The organism is Pseudomonas sp. 008, from assembly GCF_016861935.1.
GTDB lineage: Bacteria > Pseudomonadota > Gammaproteobacteria > Pseudomonadales > Pseudomonadaceae > Aquipseudomonas.
This window is the reverse complement of record NZ_BOMA01000016.1, coordinates 171,839-192,817: the sequence shown is the minus strand read 5'-3', so window position 1 is coordinate 192,817 and position 20,979 is coordinate 171,839. Positions and strand designations below refer to the sequence as shown.

The 20,979-nt window shown below is 60.2% G+C and carries 14 protein-coding genes and 1 tRNA gene; 3 read left to right on the top strand and 12 right to left on the bottom strand.

What is annotated here, in order from left to right:
• Positions 1-141: 141 nt before the first annotated feature.
• The 3 genes from JUI81_RS27430 to JUI81_RS27420 form a co-directional block, all read right to left on the bottom strand.
• The gene (locus tag JUI81_RS27430) at positions 142-2,118 is read right to left on the bottom strand and encodes a metallophosphoesterase (protein ID WP_204125431.1); all 1,977 of its coding nucleotides are present in this window, start codon (positions 2,116-2,118) and stop codon (positions 142-144) included.
• A gap of 157 nt (positions 2,119-2,275) precedes the next feature.
• Entirely contained in the window at positions 2,276-4,015 is a 1,740-nt protein-coding gene (locus JUI81_RS27425) for a dipeptidase (protein ID WP_204125430.1), read from the bottom strand.
• Positions 4,016-4,169: 154 nt separating this feature from the next.
• On the bottom strand, positions 4,170-5,282 hold the full coding sequence (locus JUI81_RS27420; RefSeq protein WP_204125429.1) for a CapA family protein: 1,113 nt from the start codon (positions 5,280-5,282) through the stop codon (positions 4,170-4,172).
• Between the two features lie 224 nt (positions 5,283-5,506).
• Here JUI81_RS27420 and JUI81_RS27415 point away from each other — a divergent pair.
• Positions 5,507-5,581 (top strand) — tRNA-Gln (locus tag JUI81_RS27415).
• Positions 5,582-5,752: 171 nt separating this feature from the next.
• On the opposite strand, the gene JUI81_RS27410 is transcribed toward JUI81_RS27415, so the two are convergent.
• Both JUI81_RS27410 and JUI81_RS27405 read right to left on the bottom strand, forming a co-directional pair.
• On the bottom strand, positions 5,753-7,750 hold the full coding sequence (locus JUI81_RS27410) for a U32 family peptidase (RefSeq protein WP_204125428.1): 1,998 nt from the start codon (positions 7,748-7,750) through the stop codon (positions 5,753-5,755).
• A gap of 83 nt (positions 7,751-7,833) precedes the next feature.
• The gene (locus JUI81_RS27405; protein ID WP_239077735.1) at positions 7,834-9,279 is read right to left on the bottom strand and encodes a PLP-dependent aminotransferase family protein; all 1,446 of its coding nucleotides are present in this window, start codon (positions 9,277-9,279) and stop codon (positions 7,834-7,836) included.
• Between the two features lie 187 nt (positions 9,280-9,466).
• Between JUI81_RS27405 and JUI81_RS27400 the strand changes: the two genes are divergently transcribed.
• Positions 9,467-10,102, top strand: a complete 636-nt coding sequence (locus tag JUI81_RS27400) for an FMN-binding negative transcriptional regulator (RefSeq protein WP_204125426.1) — start codon at positions 9,467-9,469, stop codon at positions 10,100-10,102.
• A 37-nt stretch (positions 10,103-10,139) separates the two neighbouring features.
• Here JUI81_RS27400 and JUI81_RS27395 read toward each other — a convergent pair whose 3' ends face one another.
• The 6 genes from JUI81_RS27395 to JUI81_RS27370 all read right to left on the bottom strand — a co-directional run bounded on the left by JUI81_RS27395 (position 10,140) and on the right by JUI81_RS27370 (position 16,965).
• Positions 10,140-11,132 carry a LacI family DNA-binding transcriptional regulator gene (locus tag JUI81_RS27395; RefSeq protein ID WP_028940763.1) on the bottom strand — a complete coding sequence of 331 codons (993 nt, stop codon included), beginning with the start codon at positions 11,130-11,132 and terminating at the stop codon, positions 10,140-10,142.
• A 75-nt stretch (positions 11,133-11,207) separates the two neighbouring features.
• Entirely contained in the window at positions 11,208-12,710 is a 1,503-nt protein-coding gene (locus JUI81_RS27390) for a sucrose-6-phosphate hydrolase (RefSeq protein WP_204125425.1), read from the bottom strand.
• On the bottom strand, positions 12,707-13,840 hold the full coding sequence (locus tag JUI81_RS27385; protein WP_019578673.1) for an ABC transporter ATP-binding protein: 1,134 nt from the start codon (positions 13,838-13,840) through the stop codon (positions 12,707-12,709). The genes JUI81_RS27390 and JUI81_RS27385 overlap by 4 nt, the downstream gene beginning before the upstream one ends.
• A gap of 27 nt (positions 13,841-13,867) precedes the next feature.
• The gene (locus JUI81_RS27380; RefSeq protein ID WP_018928908.1) at positions 13,868-14,710 is read right to left on the bottom strand and encodes a carbohydrate ABC transporter permease; all 843 of its coding nucleotides are present in this window, start codon (positions 14,708-14,710) and stop codon (positions 13,868-13,870) included.
• Positions 14,707-15,669: a carbohydrate ABC transporter permease gene (locus tag JUI81_RS27375; protein WP_019578674.1), complete on the bottom strand. Its 963-nt coding sequence runs from the start codon at positions 15,667-15,669 to the stop codon at positions 14,707-14,709. Before JUI81_RS27375 ends, JUI81_RS27380 begins: the two co-directional genes overlap by 4 nt.
• A gap of 21 nt (positions 15,670-15,690) precedes the next feature.
• Entirely contained in the window at positions 15,691-16,965 is a 1,275-nt protein-coding gene (locus tag JUI81_RS27370; RefSeq protein WP_204125424.1) for an ABC transporter substrate-binding protein, read from the bottom strand.
• Positions 16,966-17,132: 167 nt separating this feature from the next.
• Between JUI81_RS27370 and JUI81_RS27365 the strand changes: the two genes are divergently transcribed.
• Entirely contained in the window at positions 17,133-18,698 is a 1,566-nt protein-coding gene (locus JUI81_RS27365; RefSeq protein WP_204125423.1) for a carbohydrate porin, read from the top strand.
• A gap of 120 nt (positions 18,699-18,818) precedes the next feature.
• Here the strand turns inward: JUI81_RS27365 and JUI81_RS27360 are convergent, their stop codons facing one another.
• Positions 18,819-20,705, bottom strand: a complete 1,887-nt coding sequence (locus tag JUI81_RS27360) for a sigma-54-dependent Fis family transcriptional regulator (RefSeq protein WP_204125422.1) — start codon at positions 20,703-20,705, stop codon at positions 18,819-18,821.
• Positions 20,706-20,979 lie beyond the last annotated feature (274 nt).

Here is a 20,979-nt window from a genome sequence, read left to right as displayed (position 1 = left end):
GCGTTCTAAGGCCGCCCAGACGTTAACCGCGAGCGCGTCGAGCTGAGTTTGAGTCAGCTCGGTCGGCCGGGATCACGCAATGACACGGGTATGCCGCCAGCGTCATTCAAATCTAATCCTTGTTCATAGAGGCAGGCGAACTCATGAGCTGCTTCCTCCCCGCCGAATCACGATAGGCTGCTCGATCAGCCGCAGTTCGAGCTCGCCCGAGGCCGGCACGAAGCGCGGGCCAGTGCTTTCAGGCGTTGCCCGCAACCTCCAGGTGCGCTGCACCTTTGCCAGTTTGGCGACTCCCGACGCCACGGACCAGCGCCGGCAGACCTTCTCCAGCTTGAGCGGGTAAATGGTGAGTTGGTCGCCGTTGAAGTGCATGCGCAGGAAGCATTTATGGTCGGCGATGCGTTGCGAGGAAAAAACCACCTCGCTATGCAGCCCCCATAAAGTGTTGGCCATCACCATCCAGGCACCGAATAGCAGGCCTCCCAAACTACCACCGAGCACCAGTGTCCCCACCAGGAACAACAAGACCTGGAGCAGGTTTTCTACCTCGAACTGCAAGTAGTGGATGTTGATACGGCCCATGAGCCACAGCAGCCCGATCGCCAGTCCCAGATGAAGCAACCCGTGAACGGCCCCGACGCCATAGGCAAGCTTTCGGGTGCGCTTGACCCCGGCGGCTGAGAGCACTGCGCAGCCCAACACAATGATCACGGCGAGCATCACCGACGAAGGACTGTGTGCCAGGACCAGGACCAGTTGTCGCCATACCTCGCGCAGGTTGGGAATAGATACTTCGAGGCCAGACAATACCTCGACGAGGCTGCGATTATCGCGCGCCGGATGGGGCACCTTGCTGGCGCTTTCTACCATCCAGTCGAACAGCAAGTACATGATGGCCAGCATGCCGCAGAACGAGAGGTTGTGGGTGGGTAGCCGCCATGCCCGATTACGCAGCTGTTCGGAGGTCTTTTTGTCCGGGTAGGTTGCCGCCAGCTCGTAGTGCTGCGGCGTTCCGCCGACGCTGATCGGCTCGGGCGGATCGGGAAGTTGATGAGTGCCATGCAGGAAGGCGCCACCGCCTCCACAGGTGATGCGTTGCGGTGCTTGGCTGCCGGCTTTTGGCTGGTAGCGCGCGTAGTGGTGCGAGTCTCCGGCCAGGACCACCGCCAAGTGGTCACCCAAGAGCTGTTCGATCTCGCGCAGACTGCTGAAGCGCAGGGTCTGGGTCTCGATCGAGGGCAGGGTCTTGCGCCCCACGCGTGCGAGTCGTTCGGCCTCATCCACCCAGCTCGGCTCGGGTGTACAGAGGATCACGCGGTCGCCTGGCTGCAGTTTGGCGCGCATCTCTTCGAAGTACTGCTTCTGCTGTCGATCGATCATCGACTCCAATTGCAGGTCCAGGCCCCAGATCCACCAGCCATTGGGCAGCTGCAGTACGTAATAACTGGTGCGCTGACGGGTTTCCCAGCCGCCGATGGGCTTCTGCTCGCAAAACAGTTGAGAGAAACCGCGCAGGCCGTCATACCAATCGTGGTTGCCGGGCGTCGCCACCATCCACGGTGCACCCGGCTGCGGCACGGGCTGGTCCTGCTCATTCGGGCGAACCTTGGGGACCGGCGCGGGGAAGGCGGCGCGGAAGGGATCAAGGAAGCGGGTGCGATAGCCGGATTGGGCCGGTGTGGGGTAGACCTGATCGCCGCCGAGCAGCAGCACGTCGCCGCGCGGCAGCGTGAGCTCCGGCAACTTGACATCCTGGCTGACGCACAGCGCCATGGAATAGGTGGAGTCCCAGCCATCGCCGGTATCCGCCAGGTAGTCGATCCACACGTCACCGTCGGCAGCCACCTGGATGGGCGGGTTAGAGTCCCGGGGGTTGAGCATGGCCAACACATCGCGTGGGTCTGCGAAGGCACCCATGGTGGTGGCGGCGGCCGATTGCATGCCCGTGCGCATGAGCTGAAACGGGCCTAACCAGTTGACCATCGACTCCTGGGTGTAAAGCTCGATGCGGCTATTGGTCGTGGAAGATTGGGTGGCGTGGGTCATGGCGAGGAGCGCAGAGTGCCCCTCTTCAAAGTGTCCCTCTCCAGGGCGGAACTCAATCGATTGCTCCTTCATCGCCTAGCCTCCATTGCTGTAAAGAGTCCGGGTACATCAGGTGGGGTTTGACTTCTTGTCGGTTGATTCAGAATAGGTCAGTTATGCGATAGCCGCCGGTTCATGGCAAGACGATCAAAACGATGGACCCGCCGCAATGGCGGGTCCGGAAGGGGGATCAGAGTGTCGGCAACTGCCCGATGCGACCCATCATCTCGGTCACGATCTGCAGGTCCAGCAGGAACTGGTCGACGGTCTTGAACTCGTTGTCGTTGTGGCCGGTGTACTTGAGCTCAGGCCTGGCCAAGCCGAACTGCACGCCGTTGGGCAGCTCATGGACCGAAGTGGCGCCGGCTGAGGTACCGAACTTGTGTTCCATGCCAAGGTTCTCGCTGGCCACGGCCAACAGCGCTTTGACCCATTCACCTTCGGGGTTGCGGTACATCGGCTCGGCGATCTTGTAGTCGAAAGCCACTGCAATGTGAGTCTTCTTGCTCCAGGCACCCAGCTTTTCGGCGATTTCAGCCTTGAGCGCTTCCGGGGACTTGCCCTTCGGCACGCGCAGGTTGACCGCAAGCTTGAAGGCTTTTTCATCCATCCCGACATAGGTCAGGGAGGTGGTCAGCGGCCCCATGAAGGCATCGGAAAAACCGACCCCCAACTTGCCGCCCAGGTAGTCCAGTCCCCAGTTGTCGACGGCATAACGGGCGGCGTCGGTAATGTGGTTGTGCTTGAGCGCGACCTTGCCGTCGAGGCTGTTGATGAAGCCCAGCATCCGTGCCACCGGGTTGATGCCTGACTCGGGCTCGGAGGAGTGGGCGGAAACGCCGGTGACCGTGAGCTTGACGTCCTTGCCGACGACCTTGGCGGTCACCTCGAAGTTGCCGCCATTGCGCTTGGCATAATCGCTACCTGCCTTCTGCAGGCTAGCGGCCAGTTCGGCGGGCTTGTCAGTCACAAGGGTAGCGACTGACGTTGACGGAATCTGGTTGGTTGCCAGGCCGCCCGTCATTGAGGTGATTTCGGCGCCCTTGCCCTGAGCGCTCCGCAGGGCAAAGTTCGCCATGACGGTGCCGTAGCCTTTCTCGGCAATCACCACCGGGTAGCCGCCATCCAGCGCCAGGTTGTAGTTGGGTGTCGGGTTGTGTTCGAAGTAGTAGGGGATGGCGTCGCCGGTGGTTTCCTCGGTGGTGTCTACCAGCAGCTTGAAATGGCGAGCCAGCGGCAGCTTCTCTTCCTTGATGATCTTCATGGCGTAGAGCGCAACCACGATGCCGTTCTTGTCATCTTCGGTGCCTCGGCCATACATACGGTCGCCGACCAGGGTGACCTTGAACGGATCGAGGCGGGTGCCGTCTTTCAGAACCCAGTTCTCCGGCGTCACGGGCACCACATCGGCGTGCGCGTGAATGCCCACGATTTCGTCGCCAGCCCCTTCGAGGGAGATCTCATAGACGCGGTTGTCGATATTGCGAAAGTTCAGGTCGAAGGCCTGGGCAAGGCCCTTGAGCTTGTCGGCGATCTTGATGAATTCAGGGTTCTCGTGCTGGGCCACACCGTCCACGCGGAAGGTCGGGATGGCCACCAGTTCGCGCAAGGTCTCGGTGGCAGCGTTGCCGTACTTCACCCGCGCATAGAGGCCAAGCAGGCGATGAATCTCGTTCTGCTGTTCAGCGGAAAGGGGCTTGTTGCCCCGGAAAGCACTGATTGACGGGCCGAGGTTACCGGTTTTGGCAAGCTCGCTCTTGGCCAGGCGTTCCAGGAACTGCCTGAAATCCTTTACCGATGCATCGCTGAAGGTCTTGAGGATGGTCGCGCTCTGTTGCGGGGTGATGTTGGCGTGCGCTGAGGTGGTGAACGACGAAAGGCTGGCCAGCATCAGGGTTGTCGCGGCCAGTTGCTTAAGTGAAAAGTCCATTGCTGGGGGCATTCCTTTGCAGGTGGTTGGTAGGAAATATCTGATTGATTAGTCAGAAACTTTTCCAAACTAACACCAAGAGGGAGTAGTACGGGAGTACCTGAAGTGCGATCTGTCGCACAGAAATGCAAAAGCGACGCAGAAATGAAAAAGCCTACCAATGCAACTCGAAGGCATTTTGCGCGCCCGTCTGGAGGCTGCTGCCCAAGCGTTTGCACTCGCGAGAAAGGGTGTCTTGCAGCCATTGACGGTCATCCCCTTCGGCGCGACAGAGGTGAAAGCGCTGCAGGCGAGTGGGTATCAGCTCCAGCGTCTGCAGGTGCCCGTCCGGGGCCAGCGAGGCAAAGTACAAAAGCCCCAGGTCGCCGCGATAATCTGCGTGGCCCTCGATGCCTTCGTAATCGTTCAGCAGATCCCCGCAGCCATAGAGAATCAGGCGCTCGCGGTACACTTCGATGCCCTTGATGTGGTGCGAGGAGTGGCCGTGCACCACATCAACTCCGGCCTCGTCGATCAAGGCATGGGCGAACCGGACCTGTTCACGAGGGATCTCAAACCCCCAGTTGCCGCCCCAATGAATGGAGGCCACCACCCGATCCCCCGGATTTTTGTACTTGAGAATTCGTTCGGCCACAGGGCGCAGGCTTTGCATCGACAGATCTTCCAGCCGCGCGACGCCCGCGCGGCTATCCGTGGCGGCCCACTGCGGTGGAATGCCGCTGTCGGGAGCGCCGAGGCCAAACACCAGCAAGCGCCGCCCGTCAGGCTGCGCCAGCACGGCGGGCGCTTCGGCGGATTGCCGGTTGTGCCCGGCGCCGACACTGCATATGCCGTTGTTCGCCAGGGTGGCCAGCGTATCGGCCAGGCCAGGCGCGCCCCAGTCCAGCACATGGTTGTTGGACAGCACGCAGCAGTCGATGCCGGCGGCACTGATGGCCGGGAAGTTCTCCGGGCTCATGCGGTAATTGATGCCCTTTGGCTCCGGTCGTCCGCGTCGGGACACCGCTGTTTCCAGGTTGATGATGCGTGCGTGTGGCTGGCGACGTTCGAACTCATCCAGCGCAACGCCCCAGATATAGTTGAAATCGACCGGGCGGGGAATCGGGCCATTGCGTCGTTCTGCCAACCGGACGTAATCGCCGGCTTTCTTGACGTAGTCTTCGTAAAGCCGTGGATCGCCAGGATGCGGCAGCACTGCGTCGATGCCTCGGGCGGTCATGACATCGCCGGTGAGAAACAGCTTCAGCGTATCGGTAACGGCTGCCATGGCACCCTCCGGATATCCCGAATAGCCTGGTTCAATAGTAAATGTCTGTTTTAAAACAAATTAGTTTGTTTTTGGGCTTCCCAGATGCCGCGAAAGTTGATAAATTTCCGCGCGTTCTTGCAGAGGCCCTTACGGGGCTTGCAGCGTAGGGACGCAGCAGCTCGATATTGCTCGCAAGCTGCGAAATCAGAAAGAGAGTGCCAGGCACTCATCGCAACAGCTACAGGGGCGTCGCCAAGCGGTAAGGCAGCAGGTTTTGATCCTGCCATGCGTTGGTTCGAATCCAGCCGCCCCTGCCATTTTCCTTACACTTATTCAGTTATGACTCTGTCGGCGGTATTGCGCGAGTCCTGGATGGTCGTGTTTACGAGAAACGCCAGTGCCGATTCGGCCTGGCGTTTTTTTGTGTCGGTTAAATATCCCTCCGAACGCAGCGAGCGCGACGCCGTGGCGGCGCGCTCGCTGTTCACTCAGTGGGGCGCGCGAGGGATGGTCTTGAGCAGGTCTTCAGGGCTGATGTGCCCGACAACCTGCTGCACGCTGCCCGGTTGCGGCAGACCAAGGATGTGCCCCTTCATCTTGCCGATCACGTGCATCTCGCAAGGCTTGCAGTCGAACTTCAGTGTCAGCACTTCGTCACCGTGCACCAGCTGCATCGGCGCGACCTTGGTGCGCACGCCGGTGACGCCTTTGGCCTGCTTGGGGCAGAGGTTGAAGGAGAAACGCAGGCAGTGCTTGGTGATCATCACCGGCACCTCGCCGGTCTCCTCGTGAGCCTCATAGGCCGCGTCGATCAGCTTGACGCCGTGACGGTGATAGAAGTCGCGGGCTTTCTGGTTGTAGACGTTGGCCAGGAACGACAGGTGGGACTCCGGGTACACCGGTGGCGGATTGGTCTCGGACTTGCGACCACCCCGTGGGTGGGCTTCGATGCGGGCCGCGGTCAACGCTTCGATGACTTCGCGGCGCAAAGCCTTGAGCTGCGAGTTCGGGATGAAATACGCCTGCGGTGCATCCAGCTTGATATCCGTGGCGTGGTACTGCGTGGTGCCCAATTGGCCGAGCAAGTCGTGCAGTTGCTCCAGGGCCTGTTCCGGCTTGTTGGCCAGGCCGAATGGACCGTCCAGGGCGACATTGGCGCTGACACCTTCCTCGCTGGTGGCGGTCAGTTCGAGGCGATCCTCACGCAGGCGAGCGACCCAGGCCACACCCACCCGGCGCTCGGCGGAGGTCTTGAGCAGGGCTTGCTGCCAGTTGTGGTCGAGGTTGCGGCTCAGCGGGTGATTCGGCCGCAACTGGTGCAGCCCCTTCGGCATTTCGTTGGGCTCGACACGGTAGCGGTAGCGCTTTTCACCGTCTTCTTCGAACTCGCCTTTCGGTTCGGCGATGTTGGTACGCCAGCCCACCACCTCGCGCTTGACCAGCACATTGAGGCCGTCGCCGTTGGACAGCGGTTCGTGGGTGACCACCAGCAGGTCGCGCTTGCCGACTTTCTCCACCACGCCCACCGGCAGGCCGGTGAAGGTCGGCGAGTCGAAGGCGCCGATGTCGATCTTGCGCTCGCTGACGAAGTAGTCGGTGCTGCCACGATGGAAAGTCTTGTCCGGATCGGGCAGGAAGAAGTGCGCGGTGCGGCCGCTGGAAGCGCGAGCCAGGTCCGGACGGTCTTCGAGGACGTCGTCCAGGCGCTGGCGATAGTAGGCGGTGATGTTCTTCACATAGCCCATGTCCTTGTAGCGTCCCTCGATCTTGAACGAGCGTACACCGGCTTCCACCAGCGCGCGGATGTTGGCGCTCTGGTTATTGTCCTTCATCGACAGCAGGTGTTTTTCGTAGGCGATCACACCGCCTTTTTCATCCTTGAGGGTGTAGGGCAGGCGGCATGCCTGGGAGCAGTCGCCACGGTTGGCACTGCGACCGGTCTGCGCATGGGAGATGTTGCACTGGCCGGAGAACGCCACGCACAGCGCGCCATGGATGAAAAATTCGATGGCCGCGTCGGTCTCGTCGGCAATCGCGCGGATCTCCTGGAGGTTCAGCTCGCGGGCCAGTACCAGCTGCGAGAAACCGGCCTGATCGAGGAACTTCGCCCGCGCCAGGGTGCGGATGTCGGTCTGGGTGCTGGCGTGCAGCTCGATCGGCGGGATGTCCAGTTCCATCACGCCCAGATCCTGGACAATCAGCGCATCGACACCGGCGTCATACAACTGGTGGATCAGCTTGCGCGCTGGCTCCAGCTCGTTGTCATGCAGGATTGTGTTGATGGTGGTGAACACCCGCGCGTGATAGCGACGGGCGAATTCCACCAATTGGGCGATATCGCTCACCTCGTTACAGGCGTTGTGGCGGGCGCCGAAGCTCGGGCCGCCGATGTACACCGCGTCGGCGCCATGCAGGATGGCCTCGCGGGCGATGGCCACGTCGCGGGCGGGGCTGAGCAATTCCAGGTGATGCTTGGGTAGGGACATGTTTTTTTAGTCTGGCTTGTCACGGTCAAGGTGCGCATTGTAGCGGCGAAACGCTTGACCGGCACCCATGTGCTGCCCGATGGCTACGTTGTGATCGAGTCTTTGGCCGCCGCTGAGGGCCGCGCGGCCAACGTGATGACCTGCGCAAGGCGCCGGGTGGCGGAATCAATCTCTTCGGCACTGAAACCACCCAAGCCCAGAATCAATCCCGAACGGCCATTGCCACCGGCATACATCGGCGACACGGCACGTACCGATACCTGAGCTTCGGAAGCTTTGGCGGCGACCCACTGATCGTCGATACCTTCCGCCAGCCAAAGCACCAGATGCATACCCTGATCGCTCGGTTCCAGCCATGCAAGTTCGCGAGGAATCAGCCTGGCAACCGCCTCGATGATTTGCCTGTGGATGTCTGCGTATACGCCGCGAATTCGCCGGATGTGCCGATCCAGATGTCCTTCTGCGATGAATGCTGCGAGCACGTGCTGATCGGCGTTGGCGGGATGCCGATCCATCAGGACCCGCGCACCGCAGAATGCTTGCACCAGATAAGGCGGAACGATTGCGTAGCCGAGTCGTAACGAGGGGAACAGTATTTTGCTGAACGTCCCCAGGTAGATAACCCGGTCGGGGTCCAGCCCCTGCAAGGATGGAAAAGGGTGGCCGGCGTAACGCAGTTCACTATCGTAATCGTCCTCGACGATCCAGGCATCGGACGCCCTGGCCCATGCCAGCAAGGCATCGCGCCTGGCCATGCTCATTGGCATGCCGAGTGGATATTGATGTGACGAGGTCACGAAGGCTGCCCGTGCCTGGGGGCATTGCGCTATGCCGTTTTCAACATTCAGCCCCTCGGCATCAACCGGGACGCGGATCATTTGATTTGTATGGCCTGCGCTTTCCAGAATTCCGGTGATACCCCGGTAGGCCGGATCCTCCACCCACGCGAAATCCCCCACGTCGAGCAGCACCTGACAGGCGAGATACAGGCCCTGTTGCGTGCCGGAAGTAATGATCACCTGGCTCGCCTCACAGCGCACAGAGCGTGACTTGCGTACGTAATCCGCTACCGCTTCCCGTAACTCAAGCGCGCCTTGTGGATCGCCGTATCCCGAGGGCGCTCCAGCCCCTCGCGCCCTGATGCGATTGCCAAGGCGACGCCAGATATCGTCAGGCGCCGCTTTGCCAATCGGCACCGATACCGAGAATGGAATCTGCGCAGCCGCTTTAAATTGCTGGGCCACCTGAGCGAACCGTTCGATTCGGGAAGAGGGCGTCCACGACCTGGTTTCAGTTGGCCGACCTTGTTCCTGCCGGGTGGTTGGCGACGCTTCTGCCAAAGAGCGGGCCACCCGCGTGCCTGCTCTGCCTTGGGATTCCAGGAAGCCCTCGGCGATCAACTGCTCAAAGGCTTCGATGACGGTGCCTCGGGCAATCATCAGCGATTTTCCGAGAATGCGCGTCGACGGCAACAGCTCGCCTGGCTTGAGATCACCCCTGCGGATCGCGGACCTGAGCGCTTGAGCCAACTGGCGTCCCAATTGACCGGCGGTTCGATCCAGCGTGCCCAGCGATGGAATTTCAACAACGTTGGCTTTACGTGCCATCAATTCTGGCCTAGTGATTCTGTTGGATATTGGCTCTATACCATGGGCCAGTTCATCAACACAATTCACATGAAGGCCACCTCACCCCTGAACGATTGAAGGAGTTGATATGTACGTACCTGCCCATTTTGATGAGCCTCGCGCCGAAGCCCTTCATGAACTGATCGTGCAGCACCCGCTGGGCATTCTGTTTACCAACGGTGAAAGCGGACTGGATGCCAACCACATTCCTTTCGAGTTGAAGGCTGCGCAGGGGCAGTTCGGTGTTCTCCAGGCGCACGTCGCGCGCGCCAACCCAGTCTGGCAAGACGTGAAAGACGGGGACGAAGTGCTGGTGGTTTTTCGCGGTGCCGAGGCTTACATCTCGCCCACCTGGTATCCGAGCAAGCACGAGACCCATAAACAGGTTCCGACCTGGAACTACAAGGTGGTGCACGCCCATGGGAGGATCACCATTCACGATGATGAACGCTATGTCCGTGGGTTGGTGGCGCTCCTGACCCGAACCCATGAGTCCTCCCAGCCCGAGCCATGGAAAATGACGGACGCCCCGAAGGACTACATTGCCTCAATGCTTAAGGCGATCGTAGGGATAGAGATCGAGATCACCCGCCTGGTTGGTAAGTTCAAGCTGGGTCAGAACAAGGAAGCGAGAGACATCCGTGGTGCCGCTCAGGCACTCAAGGACAGCGGAAAAATCGTATTGGGAGAGGCAATGCTCGCGGGTGTCGATGCCAAATCCTGAGACGCCTCGTGCACCGGCTGGTCTGCGGCGCTCGCACTCATAGCGACGCCCTGACCACCAATGGACAATCAACCGGCTGGGCTCCCTCTACCTCAAGGGCTTCGATCAGATGCCGGGCAGCCCGGCGACCGATCTCATAGTACGGCAGTTGCACCGTGGTCAGCGGCGGGATGAACAGTTCCGCGATACCGATCATGTTGTCGTAGCCGAGCACGGCGACATCGCCGGGAATTTTCAGGCCTCGGCTCAACAACAGCTGATAGGCACAAAACGCGATGCGGTCGTTGCCACAGATCAGAATGTCGAATTGCGGACGACCCTCAACAATGTGCCGGTCGAGGATGGCGGCGGTTTCACCGTAGGCGTCATGCTCGGAAAGGTCGTATTGCAGAAGCGCGTCAGGCGCCAGCCCGAATGCCTGACAGGCGCGCAGCAGGCCTTCTTGCCGCAGCCCCCAGGCCAGGCTCTGTTTTGGCAGATTGATGCACAGTGGGCGCCGATAGCCTTGGCTCAACGCGTGATGCACGGCGCGATACTGCCCCGTTTCGTCGTCCGGTACGTAACTGACCAGGCGACTGTCATCGGCCAGACAATTGGCGAGTACCAGCGGTTTGCTCTTCAAGCGCTCGGGAATGCTGACGTGGCGAAAGCCCATGGCGCTGAAGATCAGCCCGTCGGGGCGGTGCGACAACATCAGGTCGATGTTCTGGTCGGTGGGTGGGTTGCTCAACAGGTTAAGGATGAAGACATTCCAGCCAGCCTGTTGCGCGGTCTGTTCGATGGACAGCAGCAGTTCCACCGCGAACGGTGTGGTCGCGGTGTCCAGCGCGAACACACCGATGGTGCGCGACTGGAGGTTGTCGCCGCGCATCTTGCGCGCCGACAGGCTCGGTACGAATTGCAGTTCATCAATGGCGCGACGCACCCGCTGAAGGGTTTCGGGGCTCAGTTTTTCCGGGTTGTTGAGCGCTCGAGAAACCGTCATCAGGGACACGCCGGCCAGTTGTGCAACGTCTTTCACTGAAGTCATGCGAGGCGAGGCCGGTCAGGTTGACGCAGAATCATGACACAGGGCCCGGGTTTCTCGCGACTCGAATGACAACGCTCATACCCAACCTGAAGCGAGAGGCCACGCCCTGGGAATCGAAGCACGCCCGCCACTGCCGTGGTTAAACAACTTCACCCCCAGACTGTCGGACCGCGGATAGAGGCGGCTGCTGAGGCTGAAGCGACCGTTTTCGTCGAACACCTCGATGGACGAGCGATCGAGAAACACGCGCAGTTCCAGTCGCTCTTGTGTCGGGTCTATCGACACGCTGCGCTGGCCGCTGACTTGCGCACCCGAGCGGCTGCGGTCCAGCACCAGGCGCTGCAGCGCCGCATCGTAGTAGAGCAAGGTTTCTTCATCATCATCGTCACTGCAGCGCAAGGCGATTCCCAAGTGCCCGTCGGTGCAACCGAGCAGATCCAGATGCACATGGATTTCCAGCAGGTCGCCATTCACTTCCGGTACCCGCCGGGCCCCCGAACCATCCCACCAGGACGTACCCGGCAATGGCGCCTCGCGCAGCGCGGTGAGCTCCCGTGCCGGATACACGCAAAGGCGATCGTCATGCAGCTCAAGTTCGCGCGGCAAACCGAGCATGCCGCACCAGTGATGGGCCTGGCTCGGCATTGGGCTTTCCCACATGTCGAGCCACGCCCACACCAGGCGCCGACCATCGGCGGCCACCAGCGTTTGCGCGGCATAGAAATCGTGGCCGTTATCCAGCTCGATAAAAGGCCCGCCGGTGAAGTGCCATTGGCTGTCGAGTTGGCCCACTCGATAACCGGTCTGGTACTTGTTGAGCCGTTCGTAACCGTGGGGTTGCATGCCCTGAGGGGAGTACAGCAGCACGTCGCGCCCGTTCAGGCGAAACAGATCCGGGCACTCCCACATATAGCCATCGCCCTCGCTGCCGCTGGCTACATAATCGAGGAACTCCCAGGTGTGCAGATCCGTGGAACGGTACAGTGGCAGCAGCGGCTTATCGCCCAGCCGTGCGCCGGCAATCAGGAACCAATAGTCATCTTCCCGCCAGACCTTGGGGTCACGAAAGTGCATGATCGAGTCTTGTGGCGCGGTCTCGATGACAGCGCCATGCTTGACGAAGCGAATGCCGTCGACACTGGTGGCCAGGCACTGGACTTGACGAATCGCGCTTTCATCACCCACATCCTTCAGCCAGGTGTGCCCGGTGTAGATCAGCGCCAGGGTGTCTCCACACACCACCGCGCTACCGGAAAAACAACCGTCGCGGTCGAATTCATCGCCGGGCGCCAGGGCAATCGGCAGATGCTGCCAATGGACCAGGTCGGCACTCTTGGCATGCCCCCAATACATCGGGCCCCACTTCGCGTCAAAGGGGTGGTGTTGATAGAAAACGTGATACTCGCCACGGAAGTACACCACCCCGTTAGGGTCGTTCATCCAGCCTGTCGGGGGGGCAAGGTGATAACCGGGGCGGTAATCGTGGATGACCCGAGACAGGCCGTCACTCAGCGCTCGCTGCGCAAGGTCAAGGGAGTCAGGCATTGGATCGCTCATGGTATTCAAAGACAAAGTCATAGGGCGCCTGCTCGTGCCGGGCGCAGAGGGACGGTTTCAATGGCATGTGGATGACGCTTCAAGGCCGTGCCGTCAGCGTCGAACAGGTGCAGGTTGTCGATGTCCAGCAGCAGCTCGACCCGGTCGCCCGCCTGCCATCCGGCGTGGACCTCACAACGACAGATCAGTGGCTCGTCCTGACCTGTCTCGAGGTGCACATAAGTTTCACTGCCCAGGTATTCGACCGCGGTCACCACGATGCCGGCGGCTCCTTCCGCTGCCTTGAGCGACACGTGTTCCGGGCGAATGCCCAGGCTCAGCGGAGCGTCCGTCGCCAGGTTCGAGCTGTCGAAGGGCAGGGACGTCATCCCCAACACGGGGCTGTCGACCAGGCTGGTTTCGCCCGACGCCTGCAAGCGCGCCGGCAGAAAGTTCATTCTGGGTGAACCGAGAAAGCCGGCGACAAAGCGACTGGCCGGGCGCTCATAGAGTTCGCGTGGTGAGCCGACCTGTTCGACGCGACCGCCATTGAGCACGACAATTTTGTCGGCCAGGGTCATCGCTTCAACCTGATCGTGGGTGACGTAGATCATAGTCGAGCCCAGCCGGGCATGCAGCCGGGCGATTTCGTTGCGCATCTGCACCCGCAAGGACGCATCCAGGTTGGAGAGCGGCTCATCGAACAGCAAAATGTCCGGTTCCCGTGCCATGGCTCTGCCCATGGCGACACGCTGACGCTGCCCGCCAGACAATTCCTTTGGCTTGCGTTGCAGCAGCTTGTCCAATTGCAGGATTTGCGCGGTTTTCAGCACGCGCTCGCGCAGGCTGGTCTTTTCGGTCTTGGCCAATTTGAGACCAAAACTGATGTTGTCGTAGACGCTCATGTGCGGGTAGAGCGCATAAGACTGAAACACCATGCCGACGCCACGCTCGCGCGGCTCCAGGTCGTTGACCCGACGCCCGTCGATCAGCAGGTCACCGGCGCAGATCGAATCCAGTCCGGCGATAAGGCGCAGCAGGGTCGACTTTCCGCAGCCCGAAGGGCCGACGAACACCACGAACTCACCCGCCGCGATCTCCAGATTGACGTCGCGCAGAATCCGCGCACCGCCCAATTGTTTGTTCACGTTATCCAGTTTCAACTTGATCACGATGCTGTTCCTTGTAGTTGTCGGGCATCAACCCTTTAACGCGCCGGTAGTGAGGCCGGAAACGATTCGGCGCTGGAAGATCAGCACCAGAATCACCAGTGGGACGGTGACCAGCACCGATGCCGCCATCAACAACCCCCAAGGCAACTCATGGGGGCTGCCGCCGGAAATCAGGGCGATGGCCACTGGCACCGTGCGTTGGGTGTCGGTGAGGGTGAAGGTCAGGGCAAACAGGAACTCGTTCCACGCCGCGATGAAAGCCAGCAAGCCAGTGGTGACCAGGGCGGGCCAGAGCAGCGGCAACAGCACCCGGGTCAGCGTGACCCAGGGCGAGGCGCCATCCATGATTGCCGCTTCTTCCAGTTCATGGGGCAGTTGACCCATGAACGTGGTCAGCACCCAAACGGTGAAGGGCAGGGTGAAAATCGTGTAGCTGAGAATCAACGCCCAGGACGTGTTGTACAGGCCCAAGGCACGGATCACCTCGAACAGCCCCGACAGCACCGCGACCTGGGGAAACATCGACACCCCAAGGACCATCATCAACACCGTGCCACGCCCACGGAATTTCACCCGGCCCAAGGCATAAGCAGCGGTCAGGCTGAGGAACAGCGCCAGCGTCACTACGCTAAGCGCGACCACCAGTGAATTACCGATAGCCCGCAGGAATGAGGCTTGGTTGAGCACCGCCGCGTAATTGGAGAAGTCGGGTTTTTTGATCCAGTAACTCACCTCGAACAAGGCGCTGGACGGCTTCAGCGACGTGACGATGGCGTAGTAGAAAGGGAACACCGCATACAGCAGCAACACCCCGATCAGGCACCAGAAACCGAAGCGCAACAGCGCTTTTTTCAGTAGGCGAGGGCTCATGACCGGACCTCCAGTTGGCGGCGTCCGAGGTAGAGATAAAGCATGGCGATCACTGCAACCACCAGAAACAGCAGGGTCGAGGCGGCGCTGCCGTAACCGACGTCCTGGAACTCCACCAGGTGTTGGCGGGCATAGACCGACATGCTCATGGTGCTCGACGAGTTCGAGGTCAGCACATAAATCACGTCGAACACCCGCAGGGAGTCGAGGATGCGGAAGATCGCCGCCACCAGCAATGCGGGCATCAGCAGTGGCAGCGTGACCCGCCAGAACACCTTCAGTGGATGAATACCATCGACCCTGGCGGCTTCGTAGCAGTCACTCGGCAACATCTGCAAGGCGGCGAGCATCAGCAGGGTGACAAACGGCACGGTCTTCCAGACGTCGACGATAATCACCGCCCACATCGACAGATCCGCATCTGCGGTCCAGGCCAGAGGCGCGGTAATCAGGCCGAGGCTGAGCATCAGGTGATTGATGATGCCGAACTGGTCATTGAGCATCCACGACCAGATCTTCGCCGAGACAATGGTCGGAATCGCCCACGGAATCAGAATCAACGCTCGCACCAGAGAACGGCCGGCGAACTGGATGTTCAGCAGCAACGCCACCAGCAGCCCCAGCACGACTTCCAGCCCCACCGACACCACGGTGAAATGCAAGGTGTTGCGCACTGCATTCCACCATTGCGGATCGACCAGGATGCCCGACCAGCTGGAACCGTTGTGGAACAGATAATTGCTCAGGCCAACGAAGGTGCCGCCAGCGGTGTCCGCCAGATTGGCGTCGGTCAGGCTGAACCAGAATGTCCGCAGCAACGGCCAGGCCGCCACCAGGGCCAGACACAGCAACATCGGCGTCAGAAATAGCCAGGCAGCGCGCACTCGGCGACGCTGTACCGGCGTTTCCCTGGTGAGCAGGAGCTCGTCACAGGGAGCATGGGCAATAGAGACAGACATGGTGATTTTCTTCCTTGTGGCTTACCAGTTCCGGTGTTTGATACGCGTGAGTTCGCCTTCCAGTTCGGTCAGCGCCTGATCGACCGGCAACTCGCCGGCCAGCACGCCATGCACTTGATCGAAGAACGCATTGGTGACCCGTGGATAACGAGCGGCGGTGATTGAAGCGGGGCGCATGACGCCATCGTTGAGAATGCTGTGCAGCTGACTGTAATAAGGCATGGCCGCGAGCAGCTCGGGATCCTGGTAGAGCGACTCGATCACCGGGTTATAGGCGCCAATCAACGCACGATGTTTTTGCTGTTGAGCGCTGGTCAGGTAGCTCACCAGTTCGGCGGCAAGCTTCGGGTTGGCGCTGTAACGCGATACCGCCAAACCCCACCCGCCGAGGGTGGAGGCATGGGTGCCGGTGCTGCCGCCGCGGGGCAGGGGAGCGACCCCGACCTTGTCTTTTACCGCACTGTCCTGGCTTTGCACCAGGGCCCAGACATAAGGCCAATTACGCATGAACAGCGCATTGCCCGACTGGAATACGCCGCGTCCTTCTTCCTCGGTGTAATTGAGCACGCCACGCGGGGAGATGTCGCCTACCCAGCTTTTTGCCAGGGTCAACGCCGTTCTTGAGGCCTGGCTGTTGACCACGATGTCGCCTCGTGGATTGACCAGCCCGCCGTCCGGTTGGCTGCTGATCCATTCCAGCGCATTACATGTCAGGCCTTCGTAGGCGCGCCCTTGAAAGATGTACCCCCATGCGTTGGCGTTGCCGGCATTGCGCTCGGCTTGTTGTACATCCTTGGCGGTAGCGGTCATTTCCTCCCAAGTCTGGGGGACTTGTTTGTTGTATTTCTCGAGCAAGTCCTTGCGGTAATACAGCAGGCCCGAGTCGGTGAACCACGGCATCGTCACCAGCCGTCCGTTCACCGTGGCGTTGTCCACCTGTGCCTGGAAGTAGCCTTGGGTTGCGTCGGCGGGCAGCACCTCGCGCAGATCCAGCAAATGTTTGGCCAGCATCCCCGGCCACACCATGTCGATCTGAATGATGTCGATGTCGCTGGACTGCGCACTGAGGATCTGTTGATAGAACGACAACCGCTCGGTTGCCGAGTTAGGCGTGGACACCACCTCGACGTGATTGCCGGTCTGTTGAGACCACGCCTCGACGGCCTCTTTGCACAGTTGTAATTCCGCGCCCACCGCACCGCAGGAAATCGTCAGATTGGCTGCGCTGGAGAGGGATGGAAGCCCGGCGCAAAGGGCAAGCAGTGCTGCTGGAAAGAGTGATTTGAGCTGTTTCATAAAGCCCTCTTTATTTTTGTTTTTAGAAAAGTTAACGTTAACATCGCCAAATGTAGCAGCGTATTTGCGATGAGGCATCCTTTTTTTCGTGGATTTTGACAATTAACAATTCACAAAAAAAAGGCCGGTCGCAGGACAAAAAATAAAAACAAAACAGGAAATCCCCCATGCAGAAAGCATCAAGCTGGCTACTCGCAGGCGTACTCGGCACCTCGGCGGCCACTGCTCAGGCCGCGACTCTGGAAGAACGCATGGCCGCGTTTGAAGCCCGCGCCAGCGCTGCGGAAAAACGTGCAGCCGCCGCCGAACAACAAACCCAGGCGCTCGCCAGGGAATTGCAGCAGCTCAAACAGTCCACTCCCGCCTTGCAGCCTGTTGCGTCCACTGCGACCGCCACTGCGGCGCCCACTTTGGATACGCGGTTGGCAAAACTCGAAGCCCGTCAGCAAAGCCTGGAGAAGGAGGGCAGTACCGGACACCTCACCGACGGGTTCAGCTTCAAGGGCTACGCCCGCTCCGGATTGCTGATCAACGATGGCCTGGGGGGCGGGCGGGGCGGTCCTTATACAACGCCTGCCGGTTCAGTCGGTGGTGCAGTCGGGCGACTGGGTAATGAAGACGATACTTACATGCGTATAGACCTGTCGAAAGAAGCCTATGCGCAGAACGGCACCCATTCCAAATTCACGGTTTCCATCGCCGATGGAGTGGAAAGCTCCAATGACTGGACGGCCGCCGAAAGTAACCTGAATGTGCGCCAGGTATTTACGGAACTCGATCATCTCGCCGCATTCAAGGGCAATTCGACGTTCGAGAACGCCACCCTGTGGGCAGGCAAGCGATTCGACAGGGACAACTTCGATATCCATTGGCTGGACTCGGACGTCGTCTTTCTGGCCGGCACCGGGGGTGGTATCTACGACGTGCAGATGAACAAGAACTGGCGCTCGAATTACTCGTTGATCGGGCGTAACTACGGGGATTTCAGTGAGGGCGGTGTCAATGCCGATGTGGAAAGCTACATCCTCACCTCCAACCAGTTCTTCGATAATGGTCAGTGGCAGTGGATGTTCAATGGCATTGGCTCAAAGAAAAACGACTTTAGCACTCGCACCAATGAAGCGGGCCTGAAGCCTGCGGACTCCGGCTTGCACAGCATGGTGGCCAACCACCAGAAAAACTTTTTCGGCAGGGAAGGCTTCTTCAAGACGGCGCTGCTCTACGGGCAAGGGTTGGGGGCCGAGGTCAAGAACATTGGCTCGGACGGCGAACTGATCGACGACGCCCGTGCGCTGCGCCTGGCGCTGTACGGCGAGACACCGATTGCACCCCACTGGCGCATCGGTCCAAGTCTGCTGGCCGAACAAAGCAAGGATCGCTACGTCAAGGGTGACGACTACCGCTGGATGACCCTGAACATGCGGTTGGCCAATGAAATCAACAGCAATTTCGAGATGGCCTACGAAATGAGCTGGCAAACCATGAACCTCGACCCCAAGGGTTACCTGCAACGTAATGCGGTGGACGGCAACTTCTGGAAATTCACCATCGCCCCGACCTTCAAACCCGACGTTGGAGACCTGCTCACACGCCCCGAGTTGCGAGTGTTCGCCAGCTTCATGAACTGGTCTTCGGACCTGGACCGATACAGCTCCACAGACAACTTTGGCAAGACCGACTTCAACGCCGGCGGTGTGTGGCAATACGGGATACAGATGGAGACTTGGTTTTAATAGCCGGGGCTTGCTCCCACATTTATTCGATGCCGTTCACCAATACTGTGATCGATGCAAGTCCATTGTGCTGTCCGGTGGCCAACGCTCATTAAGCGGGGCCGCCGGATGAACTCGTGGTCAGCCCCTGCCAGGCATGTCGATGCCATGTTGATGCACCCGTCGATACAGCGTTGCCCGGGAGATGCCCAAAGCCTTGGCCGCTGGTGTGGGTTTCCAGCGATGACGCACGAGGGCATCGATGAGTGCCTCGCGTTCAGGACTGGCGCAGCGTTCCAAGGCGTCAGCTGACGCCGAATCATTGAGTCGACGGCCGGGCAGATGCTCAGGCAAGTCACTCAACAGAATCAAGTCGGTCTCGCACACCGCGCAGGCGTAACGCAATACGTGCCGCAGTTCGCGCACATTTCCCGGCCAGCGATAGCCGAGCAGGCATTCCAGTGCGGCGCTTCCCAGTTGCATCGCCATCGCGCAGGCCGACGATTCTTCTTCGAGTATCCGGTTGATCAATGCCAGTCGATCACTGCGTTCGCGCAACGGCGGCAATTGGAATCGCGCACCACTGAGGCGGAAGTACAAGTCCTCGCGAAACTCGCCGCTGGTCACCAGGGCTTCCAGATCGCGGTGGCTCGCGCAGACCACCTGAATGTCTATCGCCTTGCTTCTTGACGCTCCTAGGGGCGCCACTTCGCCCTCGGCTAAAACCCGCAGTAGCCGGGTTTGCAGGGGCAGGGGCATATCGCCGATTTCATCGAGAAACAGGGTGCCGCCATCGGCCTGTTCCAGCAGACCTTGCATGCCTTTATTCGAAGCCCCGGTGAAGGCGCCGGCTGCATAACCAAACAGCTCGCTTTCGATCAGGTTTTCGGGAATCGCTGCACAGTTCACCGCAATAAAAGGTCGATCACGGCGCAGACTGGCCTGGTGCAGCTGGCGGGCGAAGACTTCTTTGCCGGAACCGGTTTCACCGTGAATCAGCACCGGCAGATTACGGTCTTTGACCCGAACCGCAAGGCGCAAACTTTCTTCCAGTCGCGGGTCGAGTTCGGCGGGTGACAATACCCGACGAGCCGGGCTGCGTTTCACTTGCCGTGGCGCGCTGAGTCGCCCATGCAAGACATGGCGGCCACCCCGGCAGTGAAACAGGCAGAGTGATTCGTCTTTGGCGCGATGCAGTAACTGCTGATCGAACACTTGGCCGATGTGGTCCGGCAGTTGGCCAAAACTTTGCGACAGCCACTGCCGCGCCGCGGGGTTGAGTGCCTGCAGTTGTCCGTCGTCGTCCCAGGCGAGCAGGTAATCGGGCTGGCTGTCGACGTAGCCTGGGCTGTTGTGGGCCCGCAGCACCCAGTAACCCTGGGCACTGTTCATGAAAAACGCTTGTTCTATTTCCCGTGCGCTCTGCACCACCATCTGCCGGATCAGATGCTGCGAACGACGGTCGTCCGGCGAACGCACCGCAGACACATCGAGCACCCCGAGCAGTTCCCCCCGAGGGTCGAAGACCGGAGCGGCGGAGCAGGTGAGTCCGATAAAAGCCGCGCGGAAGTGATCCCGCTTGTGCACCGTAACCGGTGTTCGTGCGGTCAGCACCGCAGCCACCCCGCAGGTGCCTTCCTCACCTTCTGACCAGCAGGTGCCCAGGTACAGGCCTGCTTTGCGGCAATCATTACGGATGGAGGTTTCCACGCGATAGTCGATGGTCTGGCCCTGTGCGTCGGTGAGCAACACGCAGTAGTCGGCATCGCGCACGCGACCATGGAGTCGGGCGACTTCTTCGCTGGCGATGCGCAGGAACAGTTCGGAGCGTTCTCGACACTCTTGCAGCACGTTCTGGGACAGGATCCGCGGCCCTTGTAATGAGCCAGGGTCCAAGTGGTGTTGCTCCATGGAGCGGCGCCAGGAATCCAGGATCAAGTCCGGCACCGGCAGTTGCGGCAGGTGTGCTGCGTTCTTCAAAACACGGCTGACGCAATCCACATGCGCCTTCGAGTGTGCGGAAAGCATTAGGGCCTCCGGTTCGATCTTCTTTTAGTTGTGCGGGCTATTAAGCGCCGTTCACGGACGGTCGACAAGCATCGGTTCACCCCACTGCGAAGCTGAGACGCGACGTCTCAAGGTCTGGCCATTAACCCGTGCAGGCTGACATGGGACGTCTCAATCGAGCGGGATCCCATAACTTGAGAATGTAGTCAAAACCGCTCTGGAACGGGCTTTACGGCGATCTTTTGCGATTCTGGCACCGGCCTTGCTCTAACCCCGGCAACCAGCACGACTGGCA

What these genes read in the sequence shown, in the direction of transcription:
- JUI81_RS27430 (WP_204125431.1), bottom strand. Translation starts at nt 2,118, where the DNA reads ATGAAGGAGCAATCGATTGAGTTCCGCCCTGGAGAGGGACACTTTGAA.
- JUI81_RS27425 (WP_204125430.1), bottom strand. Translation starts at nt 4,015, where the DNA reads ATGGACTTTTCACTTAAGCAACTGGCCGCGACAACCCTGATGCTGGCC.
- JUI81_RS27420 (WP_204125429.1), bottom strand. Translation starts at nt 5,282, where the DNA reads ATGGCAGCCGTTACCGATACGCTGAAGCTGTTTCTCACCGGCGATGTC.
- JUI81_RS27410 (WP_204125428.1), bottom strand. Translation starts at nt 7,750, where the DNA reads ATGTCCCTACCCAAGCATCACCTGGAATTGCTCAGCCCCGCCCGCGAC.
- JUI81_RS27400 (WP_204125426.1), top strand. Translation starts at nt 9,467, where the DNA reads ATGTACGTACCTGCCCATTTTGATGAGCCTCGCGCCGAAGCCCTTCAT.
- JUI81_RS27395 (WP_028940763.1), bottom strand. Translation starts at nt 11,132, where the DNA reads ATGACTTCAGTGAAAGACGTTGCACAACTGGCCGGCGTGTCCCTGATG.
- JUI81_RS27390 (WP_204125425.1), bottom strand. Translation starts at nt 12,710, where the DNA reads ATGACTTTGTCTTTGAATACCATGAGCGATCCAATGCCTGACTCCCTT.
- JUI81_RS27380 (WP_018928908.1), bottom strand. Translation starts at nt 14,710, where the DNA reads ATGAGCCCTCGCCTACTGAAAAAAGCGCTGTTGCGCTTCGGTTTCTGG.
- JUI81_RS27375 (WP_019578674.1), bottom strand. Translation starts at nt 15,669, where the DNA reads ATGTCTGTCTCTATTGCCCATGCTCCCTGTGACGAGCTCCTGCTCACC.
- JUI81_RS27370 (WP_204125424.1), bottom strand. Translation starts at nt 16,965, where the DNA reads ATGAAACAGCTCAAATCACTCTTTCCAGCAGCACTGCTTGCCCTTTGC.
- JUI81_RS27365 (WP_204125423.1), top strand. Translation starts at nt 17,133, where the DNA reads ATGCAGAAAGCATCAAGCTGGCTACTCGCAGGCGTACTCGGCACCTCG.
- JUI81_RS27360 (WP_204125422.1), bottom strand. Translation starts at nt 20,705, where the DNA reads ATGCTTTCCGCACACTCGAAGGCGCATGTGGATTGCGTCAGCCGTGTT.